The organism is Streptomyces sp. NPDC059456 (genome assembly GCF_042750055.1).
Taxonomy (GTDB): Bacteria; Actinomycetota; Actinomycetes; order Streptomycetales; family Streptomycetaceae; genus Streptomyces.
Genome location: NZ_JBHYVA010000024.1, coordinates 7,239 through 14,110 on the forward strand (window position 1 = coordinate 7,239; position 6,872 = coordinate 14,110).

Genomic DNA, 6,872 nt, shown 5'->3' on the forward strand with positions numbered 1-6,872 from the left:
CCGCGCGCGGCGGGGGCGCGCCGGCGCCGCCCACCACCGCGCCCCCCCCCCCACGCCAAGCATCGCCGACCGGGACGGAGAAACGCCGGACCACGGCTCGAGGGGTGCCTGCCATGACCGTCCTGCCCGGCCCTTCCACCCCGCCGGGGGAGGGCAGGTGGCGGGAGCTCGGCACGCCGTTCACGCTGCACGACACCCCAGCGCCCACGCCGGGGCAGCCCGCGCAGGCCGGGGCGGTCTTCGAGGCGCAGGGCCCGACGGCCGTCCGAGCCGTTCGGGTCGTCGGGGTGCTCACCCGTCCAGCGCACACGCAAATACGCCACGACGGGCTCAACCGGTACATACCACCTAGCGTGGTGCTGTGTCCGAGCCCTCAGAAGTCCTCGCCGCGGAGCCGCCCCCGCCCCCGTCCGGGCCCGCGGCTGCGAGCGGCCCGGCGACGGGCGGAACCCTCCCGCCCGTCGGACCGTCCGTCACCGCACGGGCCACGCTCGCCGGAGCGGTCGTCTCGCTGCTGCTCGTCGCCGCGATCGTGCTCGGCAGCCGGCTCCTGCGCGACTTCGACTCCGCACTGCTGCCGTACGCCGTCGCCACCGTCTTCCTCGCCTTCGGCATCGCCTACCGGTACACGGTGTGGGTCTCCGCGCCCGGCGCCCGGCGCCTGCTCAAGAAGGGCTTCGGCAGCTTCTTCTCCGCCGCCAACTTCCGCAAGGCCCCCACCGCCCTGCCCCGGATGACCGCCACCTACCTCGGCTTCCAGAAGTTCCTCGGCGCCCGCTCGCGCGCCCGCTGGGCCGCCCACCAGCTGATCTTCTGGGGCTGCCTGCTGGCCGCCGCCATCACCTTCCCGCTGACCTGGGGCTGGTTCACCTTCACCTCGGACAGCGGTTCCGGACCCGGCTACGAGATGCGGATCTGGGGCTTCGAGGTCCTCGGCTTCAACGCACTGAACCTCGTCGGCTGGCTGATGTTCCACGGCCTGGACGTCGCCGCCGTGCTCGTGATCCCCGGGGCCTCGTACTTCCTGTGGCGGCGGATGAAGGACCGCGGCGCCATCACCGGACAGCGCTTCGCCTACGACCTGCTGCCGCTGATCTGCCTGATCGTGATCTCGGTGACCGGGCTGCTGCTGACCTTCTCGTCGGTCTTCCTGCACGGCGGCGGCTACGAGATCCTGGCGCTGCTGCACATGGTGTCGGTGGTGTTCACCCTCATCTACATCCCGTTCGGGAAGTTCTTCCACATCGTCCAGCGGCCCGCCGCCGTCGGCATGCAGCTGTTCAAGTACACGGCCCGCCAGGACGAACAGGTCTTCGCCTGCAAGCGCTGCGGCGAACCCGTCGACACCGCCCCGTACGTCGAGAACCTGCGCGACACCATGCAGGACCTGAAGCTCGACTTCAACGCCTTCGTCGAGTACTGCCCGCGCTGCAAGCGCGTGCTGCGCGGCAACGCCTACCTCGCGCACGTCAAGAAGGGCTTCAAGTGACCCCGACGGACCCCGCCCGGACGGACCCGCTGCCCCTCGACCCCTCGATCGCCCCGCCCGGCACGCGCAACTTCCGCGACGCGGGCGGCATCCCGGCCGACCGGTGGCACGCCGACCAGAACGGCGAGACCCTCGTCCCCACCCACTGCTGCTTCTGCGGGGTGCAGTGCGGGATGTACCTGCGGGTGGACCGCGGAGGCAAGGTCTTCGGCGTGGAGCCGCGCAACCACGACATCAACCGGATGCGGCTGTGCCCCAAGGGCATCAACGCGTACCAGCAGGTCAACCACCCCGACCGGCTGACGGCGCCGCTGATGCGCCGCTCCCGGGACGAGGAGTTCCGGGAGTGCTCCTGGGACGAGGCCCTGGACTTCACGGTCTCCGAGATCCGCCGCATCCAGGGCGCGTACGGGAACGACGCGTTCGGGCTGCTCGGCGGCGCCAGCCTGTTCTCCGAGAAGACGTACCTGGTCGGCAAGTTCGCCCGGGTCGCGCTCAAGACCAAGCACGTCGACTACAACGGCCGCCTGTGCATGGTCAGCGCCGCCGGCGCCAACAAGCTCGCCTTCGGCATCGACCGGGCCGGCAACCCCTTCTCCGACATCCTCCTCACGGACTGCCTGCTCATCGCCGGGTCGAACGTCGGGGAGTGCTTCCCCGTGATGACCCAGTACCTGTGGGGCGCCCGGGACCGGGGCGCCACGCTGATCGTCGTCGACCCGCGCGAGACGGCCATCGCCCGCACCGCCGACATCCACGTCGCGATCAAGCCCGGCACCGACTCGGCCTTCTTCAACGCCGTCCTGCACGTGGTCGTCGCCGAGGGCCTGACCGACGAGGCCCACCTCGCCGCCCACACCACCGGCTGGGACGAGGTCAAGGCGACCGTCGCGCAGTACCCGCCCGCCCGCTCCGCCGAGATCTGCGGGGTCCCCGCCGAGCAGATCGTCCAGGTCGCGCGCGTCTTCGCCGGCGCGGGCAAGGCCATGGCCTGGCACGCCCGCGGCATCGAACACCACTCCCAGGGCGTCGAGAACTGCCTCTCCGTCATCAACCTGTGCGTCGCCACCGGCAACATCGGCAAGCCCGGAGCCGGCTACGGCACCATCACCGGGCAGGGCAACGGCCAGGGCGGCCGCGAGCACGGCCAGAAGTCCGACCTCCTCCCTGGCGGCCGCTCCATCACCAACCCCGAGCACCGGGCGCAGATCTGCCGGATCTGGGGCATCGAGGAATCCGAACTCCCCGGCGCCGGCACCTCCATGATGGAGATGGTCTGGCAGATGCAGCGGGGGGAGATCCGCGGTCTCATCGGCATCTGCAACAACCCGTTCGTCTCCCTCCCCCACTACGCGGTGGTCAAGGACGGCTACGACACCGCCGAGTTCCACGCCCAGTTCGACTTCTTCCTCTCCGAGACGGCGGCCAACGCCCACGTCGTCTTCCCCGTCACCACCTGGGCCGAGGACGAGGGCGTGATGGCCAACGCCGAAGCCCGGGTGGTCAAGCACAACAAGGCGCAGGAGCCCCCCGCCGGGGTGCGCACCGACACCTGGGTCATCTGCGAGCTGGCCCGGCGGCTCGGCGCCGGTCAGCACTTCGACTTCCCCGGCTCCCGCGAGGTCTTCGAGGAGCTGCGGATCGCCTCCGCGGGCACGGTCAACGACTACTACGGCATCACCTACGACCGGCTGGAGGAGACCGGCGGGATCGCCTGGCCCTGCCCGTCCACCGAGCACCCGGGCACACCCCGGCTGTTCGAGGACGGCCGGACCTACCACCCCGACGGAAAGGTCCACCTCCAGGCCGTGGAATGGCATCCGCCCATGGACGCCTACACCGAAGAGTTCCCCCTCTCCCTCACCACCGGCCGCACCGTCGCGCACTTCCTCTCCGGCAACCAGACCCGCCGCCTGGGCGCCCTCGTCGAGCAGACCCCGCGCCCCTGGGTGGAGGTCCACCCCTCGCACGGCTTCAGGAACGGTGACCCGGTCCGGGTGGTCACCCGCCGCGGCAGCGAGGTCTTCCCGGCCCTGGTCACCGAGGCGATCCGGCCCGACACCGTGTTCATCCCGTACCACTGGCCCGTCCCGACTGCCGCGAACGCCCTGACGATCGACGCCCTCGACCCCCGCTCGAAGATCCCCGAGTACAAGGTCTGCGCCGCCCGCATCGAAGCCGCCGAGCAGGTCGACGAGGTGCCCGCACCGCCGATGGCCCCGGGCCACGAGGCGTACCAGGAGGCGCAGGCCTCCCGCACCGACCCCCTGCCGCCCACGTCCCCGCAGGGCCGTGGCACGGCGGAGAGGAGCTGACCCCGCCATGATGGGACGCACGATCTTCATCGACCCGGGGCGCTGCATCGGCTGCCAGGCCTGCGTCTCCGCCTGCCGCGAATGCGACTCGCACCGCGGCAAATCGATGATCCACCTGGACTACCCCGAGCCCGGCACGTCCGTCGCCTCCCTTCCGACCGTCTGCATGCACTGCGAGGACCCGGTCGCACCCTGCGCCGAGGTCTGCCCCGCCGACGCGATCCTCGTGACCGCCGACGGCGTGGTCCAGCAGGCCGACACCACGCGCTGCATCGGCTGTGCCAACTGCGTCAACGCCTGCCCCTTCGGCGTCCCGAAGATCGACCTCCAGGCGAAGCTCCAGATGAAGTGCAACCTCTGCTACGACCGCACCGCCTACGGCCTCGCCCCGATGTGCGCCACCGTCTGCCCGACCGGGGCCCTCTTCTACGGAACCCTCGAAGAGCTCCGGGCCGAGCGCCCCGGTGTCCAGGTGGCCGACTCCTTCGCCTTCGGCGACGTCGTCGTCAGCACCGGTGTCGCGATGGTCGTACCGGCCGACAAGGTCCAGTGGCCCGTCCCCGGCGGCCTGCCCGTCGTCGAGATCAACGGAGTGGATGTCCGATGAGCCTCACCGAGCCCCCGCCGCCCGCCGCGGGACCGGACCGGGTGGGCGATGACGCCGCCGACCGGCTGCGCGACCGGATCAGCGCCGACTCCCTCACCACCCGCCGCGACTACCTGCGGATCGTGGCGACCGTCTCCGGCGGCCTCGCCGTCGGCGGCTTGGGCGTCGCCACCGGCATCCTGCACCGGCACGGCGACAGTGAGGGCCTGCCCCCGGCCAAGAAGGTCACCGACCACCTGGCGCCGGGCGAGTCCGTGGCCTTCCGCTTCCCCGGTGACGAGGACCGGGCCCTGGCGGTCCGGCTGTCGGACGGCTCCCTCGTCGGCTACTCCGCCGTCTGCACCCACCTGGCCTGCGCCGTGCTGTGGCGCGAGGACCGGGGCGCCGACGGGGAGCTGTACTGCCCCTGCCACGAGGGCGTCTTCGACGCCCGCAGCGGCGAGGTGACCGCCGGCCCGCCGCCGCGTCCGCTCCCCAGGATCTTCCTGACCGAGCAGAGCGACGGCAGTGTCTGGGCCGTGGCCACCGCCCGGGCGGGAGAGCCGACGCGGGAAGCCCTGTGCCGGCAGTTCGGGAAGTCCCGCCCCGAGACGGCCCGCGCGCTCGGCTGTCCCGGTGCGGAGCGCGCCACCGGGAGCAGGCGTACATGAGCGACGGCACGCTGCCTCCGCGCCCGGACTACCGGCCGGGCAGTGCCCGGCCGCGGCTGAACCGGCCGGTGCGGGAGCGGTATCCGCAGATCCGCGCCACCAGCGGCTACGGCGACCCGCGGATCCGGCACACCGGTCCCGGCCCGGGCGCCGGCGGCGAGCAGGAGCCGGAGCGGTCCTCGAAGCTCAACGCGCGTCTGACGCTGGCCCTCACCGTCGTGATCGGCCAGCTGTGGGCGCTCACGGTGACCGTCAATGCCTGGATGGAGGGCAATACCGGCACGGCCTGGTGGGGGGCGGGATTCCTGGTCCTGTCGTTCCTCGTGGTGCTGGGACTGTGGTTCCTCGACCCGAAGGACCGATGACCATGTCCGTCCCGACGCCCACGCCCACCCCCACCCCCACCCCCACCCCGACTCCGGCCCCGGTGCGGTCCCGCCGCCGCGAGAGCTATGAGCCGGGCGCCACCATCGGCGACTGGCGGCCCGAGGACGAGGAGTTCTGGCGGTCCACCGGCCGCGCGGTGGCGCAGCGCAACCTGTGGGTGTCCATCCCGGCGCTGATGCTCGGCTTCGTGGTCTGGCAGGTCTGGTCGGTCACCGTGGTCAAGCTGAACGACGTGGGCTTCGGCTTCTCGAAGTCGCAGCTGTTCTGGCTGACCGCCATCCCCGGAATCACCGGCGGCACCTTCCGGATCCTGTACACCTTCATCGGGCCGAACTTCGGCGAGCGCAGGTTCACCGCGTTCAGCACGATCGTCCTGGTCGCACCCATGCTGTGGCTGGGCTTCGCGCTCCAGGACACCGGCACCCCCTACGGCGAGCTGGCGCTGATCGCGGCGGTCTGCGGCATCGGCGGCGCGAACTTCGCCGCCTCGATGGCGAACATCGGCTTCTTCTTCCCCCAGCGGGAGAAGGGCAGCGCCAACGGCCTCAACGGAGGCCTCGGCAACCTCGGCGTGAGCGCGGTGCAGCTGATCGCCCCGCTGGTGGTCACCGCCGCCGTGCTGGGCGCGCCGGCGGGCGGCCCGCAGCACGACGCGAAGAACGACACCGACATCTGGCTCCAGAACGGCGCGTTCCTCTGGGTGCCGCTGCTGGTGATCGTGGCGCTGCTCGCCTGGTTCCTGATGAACGACCTCAGGGTGGCCGCGGCACCCTTCAGCCGGCAGAAGATCATCTTCAGGCGCAAGCACAACTGGCTGATGACCTGGCTCTACGTCGGCACGTTCGGGTCCTTCATCGGCTTCGCCGCCGGACTGCCCCTGCTGATCAAGAACAACTTCGAGGCGCAGGGCCACCAGGCGACCACCTGCGCCTGGATCGGCCCGTTCGCCGGCGCGCTCATGCGGTGGGCCGGCGGATGGCTCTCCGACCGGATCGGCGGAGCCAGGGTCACCCTGCTGTCGTTCGCCGGGATGGCTGCGGCCCTGATCGTGGTGATCTCCGCGCTGCCCTCGGGCGGCGGCCAGGGCAGCTTCCCGGCGTTCTTCATCGGGTTCCTCGCCGCCTTCGCCTTCTCCGGGCTGGGTAATGGGTCGACCTTCCGGCAGATTCCCGTGATCTTCCGGGACCGGCACATGCGGGAGGCCGAGGGGAAGGGCGCCGAGGCGCAGGCCGCGGCGATGAAGCAGTCGGAGATGGAGGCGGGCGCCGTCACCGGCTTCTCCTCCGCCATCGCCGCCTACGGCTTCTTCTTCATCCCCGCGATGTTCGCGGCCATGGCCGTCACCAGTGCGCTGTGGCTGTTCATCGGCTTCTACGCCACCTGCCTGGCCGTGTGCTGGTGGTTCTACGCCCGCCCGGGCGCCG

The 6,872-nt window shown here is 71.4% G+C and carries 6 protein-coding genes; all 6 read left to right on the forward strand.

Annotated features, from left to right (window positions below; all coding sequences use genetic code 11):
* Positions 1-361 precede the first annotated feature (361 nt).
* Positions 362-1,489, forward strand: a complete 1,128-nt coding sequence (locus ACFXA3_RS04265; protein WP_385181693.1) for an MFS transporter — start codon at positions 362-364, stop codon at positions 1,487-1,489.
* Positions 1,486-3,804, forward strand: a complete 2,319-nt coding sequence (locus ACFXA3_RS04270) for a molybdopterin oxidoreductase family protein (RefSeq protein ID WP_385181696.1) — start codon at positions 1,486-1,488, stop codon at positions 3,802-3,804. The genes ACFXA3_RS04265 and ACFXA3_RS04270 overlap by 4 nt, the downstream gene beginning before the upstream one ends.
* A gap of 7 nt (positions 3,805-3,811) precedes the next feature.
* The gene (locus ACFXA3_RS04275) at positions 3,812-4,411 is read left to right on the forward strand and encodes a 4Fe-4S dicluster domain-containing protein (protein ID WP_385181698.1); all 600 of its coding nucleotides are present in this window, start codon (positions 3,812-3,814) and stop codon (positions 4,409-4,411) included.
* Positions 4,408-5,061: a ubiquinol-cytochrome c reductase iron-sulfur subunit gene (locus tag ACFXA3_RS04280; RefSeq protein WP_385181701.1), complete on the forward strand. Its 654-nt coding sequence runs from the start codon at positions 4,408-4,410 to the stop codon at positions 5,059-5,061. The genes ACFXA3_RS04275 and ACFXA3_RS04280 overlap by 4 nt, the downstream gene beginning before the upstream one ends.
* Positions 5,058-5,426, forward strand: coding sequence for a hypothetical protein (locus ACFXA3_RS04285; RefSeq protein ID WP_385181704.1), 369 nt, complete (start codon positions 5,058-5,060; stop codon positions 5,424-5,426). The genes ACFXA3_RS04280 and ACFXA3_RS04285 overlap by 4 nt, the downstream gene beginning before the upstream one ends.
* A 2-nt stretch (positions 5,427-5,428) precedes the next feature.
* Positions 5,429-6,872 (forward strand): NarK family nitrate/nitrite MFS transporter (locus ACFXA3_RS04290; protein WP_385181707.1); only part of this gene is annotated, 1,444 nt, incomplete at its 3' end.